This window comes from Bacillus proteolyticus, from assembly GCF_001884065.1.
GTDB lineage: Bacteria > Bacillota > Bacilli > Bacillales > Bacillaceae_G > Bacillus_A > Bacillus_A proteolyticus.
Map to the genome: position 1 here is coordinate 1 of NZ_MACH01000118.1, position 3,146 is coordinate 3,146.

Annotated in this window: 3 protein-coding genes and 2 pseudogenes; 2 read left to right on the forward strand and 3 right to left on the reverse strand. The window is 33.9% G+C overall.

Going from position 1 to position 3,146, the window contains the following annotated elements; translation table 11 throughout:
- A pseudogene (locus tag BAQ49_RS21805) lies at positions 1 to 539 on the forward strand (IS6 family transposase); the annotation flags it as partial.
- Between the two features lie 725 nt (positions 540 to 1,264).
- Here BAQ49_RS21805 and BAQ49_RS21815 read toward each other — a convergent pair.
- From BAQ49_RS21815 to BAQ49_RS21825, 3 genes are all read right to left on the reverse strand, one after another.
- Entirely contained in the window at positions 1,265 to 1,510 is a 246-nt protein-coding gene (locus tag BAQ49_RS21815) for an Imm59 family immunity protein (RefSeq protein ID WP_071747027.1), read from the reverse strand.
- A 16-nt stretch (positions 1,511 to 1,526) separates the two neighbouring features.
- Positions 1,527 to 2,153 (reverse strand): glycohydrolase toxin TNT-related protein, encoded by a 627-nt coding sequence (locus BAQ49_RS31650; RefSeq protein ID WP_084667534.1) that lies wholly within the window; start codon positions 2,151 to 2,153, stop codon positions 1,527 to 1,529.
- 61 nt (positions 2,154 to 2,214) lie between these two features.
- Complete coding sequence (locus tag BAQ49_RS21825) at positions 2,215 to 2,466, reverse strand: hypothetical protein (protein WP_071734794.1); 252 nt, start codon at positions 2,464 to 2,466, stop codon at positions 2,215 to 2,217.
- 76 nt (positions 2,467 to 2,542) lie between these two features.
- Between BAQ49_RS21825 and BAQ49_RS21830 the strand changes: the two are divergent.
- Positions 2,543 to 2,842: pseudogene (locus tag BAQ49_RS21830) on the forward strand (MFS transporter); the annotation flags it as partial.
- Positions 2,843 to 3,146 lie beyond the last annotated feature (304 nt).

A 3,146-nucleotide genomic window follows, 5' to 3' on the forward strand; every position in this document is an offset into this window, starting at 1 on the left:
CAGTTTAAACAAGATATTATTTTGGTAGCCGTCGGCTACTATCATCGTTTTCTTTAAGTTATCGAGATGTATTTGAAATTTTGAAAGAACGTGGTGTATCGGTCGATCCCACTACCATCATGTGATGGGTTCATGAATATGGAAATCTCATTTATCAGATTTGGAAAAAGAAAAACAAATCTGTGCAGCTGTCTTGGCACCTGGATGAAACCTATATCAAAGTGAAAGGCGAATGGCGTTATCTCTATCAATCAATTGATAAAGATGGACACACATTGGATATTCAGCTTCGTAAAAAACGAGATCATCAAGCGGCTTATGCCTTTATGAAAAGACTAGTAAAAACATTTGAAGAAGCAACGGTTCTCACAACAGGCAAGGCTCCCACATTACTTTGCACGTTCAATAAATTGAGAGAGCAAGGCTTTTATAAGCATACCATTCATTGCACAATCAAGCATTTGAATAATCTCATCGAACAGGATCATAGACATATCAAGCGACGTTTTTCCAAATCCGCGGGATTTCAAAGTCTTCGCCATATTTTTCATTGATACGATATGATCAGCTTGAAGTCTACCTGTAATATACTTACCAGGTAAAGCAGGGTCAGACGTTCCTATTTTATCCTCAATGCCCTCGTTAACTTGTTCTCGTAACTCTGCAATAGACGTTCCATCTCTTAATTCATCATATAATTCCTTTAAGATTCTTCTTTTCCCGTATCGAGGCGGTGTTCCAATATCATCCGTCCCCTTAGTTCCACTCTTAACAGCAGAAAATACTTCTCCAAGTGTTTTTCTTTCTCCCACATTCCCAATGCCAGCTACCGAAAGTTCATGGACTTGATATTAAATTTAGAATGGGATAAATATGAGGCGGGATTAACCCAAGAAGAGTGGGGGGATTTTAAAAAAAACATTTTCGAGAGTACATATTAACTCTTCAAAACGGACAGTGAAAAATATACTTTCGATTAAAAAAGCCGTCTCAGATCAGAAGCTCAAAAAGATTGTAAAATCGATATAATGATTACTTCTGTTACGATGAATTTGGAGAAATACTTGATGGGAACAAACATCCTAATCCTTACGATCAAGAAGTATGAACGAAAGTCAAGCTAAATGATGATGGGAAAGTTATTGAGAAAAAACTTATAACCTTGATGACTTTGAGGACTAACTTAAAAAGTAGTAACCTGAAATTAATTTCGGGTTACTGCTTTTTAACTATATTTAAAAATAATTAATTCAACCTTTTATCTTCATGGCTTTAATATCTTTTCCAATCTTACTCGTTTAATAAAATCATCTAATGCCTCTTCTTCATTACCATAATAAGCAATTGAGGTTTCTACAATACTCGCTCTCTCATCAGTTGCACAAACAAGCCACTTATTATCCTCTTTATAAATTAGAACCTTATCCGGATCCACATCTTTTTCATGAAACCAGTTATAATATTTTAGTCCTTCTTCTGATAGGATTCGTTTTGCCTCATCTCTTGTCATATTAAAATTATCCTCCTTATTTTATTTGTTTCAATAATTTCAATCCTTCTAATTGTTCGACTGTTAAAGGAAGTTGTATTTGTGTTCCCCCTTTTATGGTCCCAAAACCTGGGGCTATCTCTCCAATTTGTGCTTTTAATTTGCTATAATCACCACAATAGTATTTTTGAATAGCAGCATCTACCTGTGCTTTTAGTGTAGGGTCACTACAGTTATCAATATAGGTTTTTATATCCGAGAAATCACTTACAATCTCATATTGATAGTATTTGCTCACATCTTCCAAATACGGAAGAGCTCTCTCGCCGTAACTATAAGGTTTTCCATTTACCACAGGTGATGTATACGTACCATTTGACGGTCCATATCGGTTAATAACTTCACCTATTTTTGGTGTATACTCATCCTTCATGACTTTCCCATCTTTATTTACAACATAGCCACCGTTTGGTACTTGCCCCCAATCAATGTGTCCATCAGCCCTTAAGACATCAGAATTCTTTGGAATTTGTACTTCTTCTGGCCATTTCCCTGTTTTCTCCACTTCTTCTGCTAACTTACTGTCAATATTATTTAAGTAAGCATGTAATTCATCGGTCGTACAAGTTGATTGTTTTAATTCAGAACAAAAAATACCTAGCATTAACCATAAATTGATTTTATCGCTTTATGGTTAATGCTAGGTATTTTTTAGGAGAAAAACATTATTTTCTTCTCTCTCTTCGATTCTTTCGCATTATCAAATATTTTAATATCAATTCACAAGCATCATTTTCATTTTCAAAAGTATCTATAATATTCATTCTACCTCTCTCTAATGATTGATATATTTTCCATACTTTTTCTTCTTTTAATATACCTAATTCCAATTCACCAATAGATTTATCACCTAAGTTGTATTCATGTTCTTCTATTCCTAATTCATTCAATCTAGTTTTTAACTCACTAATATTCATTCTAAACCTCCTACTTATTTAATTTCTTTTATAAATCTAAATTCCTCCAAATATACAATGGACATTGGTAATTGCCATTGTATTCGTCATATCTATGGTTCTATTCTCTAGTTCATTTGCATTCATGTATGCACCATTACTTGATTCTTGCATTTGTACAATCGAGAAAGAAAAAACAGGAACAGCAATCGAGTTTTATAATTTAACACTCAATGTCGCGATGTCAATCTGTATTACCTATACAGCAGCAATGATGGACCATTCCGCAATGCGCCAAAGCTTCCTAGGAATTGCAAACAATGCGGACGTTTCCATGTTTAGCAATATCCTATTCATTCTCGTACTCATTGCCCTTTTCAGTTTATCTCTATACTGAATATTAGAAGGACGAAAAGCGACAAAATAGATATATTGTCTATTTGTTAACTAGTCATATAGAATAACGATTCTTTCATGATTAGAACCCTAAAACAAGAGGTTTAGGGTTCTTTTTTATAATTTATAAAATATAAGAGATATTTTAGACTCGATGCTTCCGCCTAATCATGTAAGTACAAACTATACAATATGTAACTTCTAACCATTCTTACTTAATCTTCTTCTTTCTTTTTCTAACCGTCTAAAAATCACACATATAACACCGCCCGCCACTGTAAACAAAATGCCAGGCACCAATAATA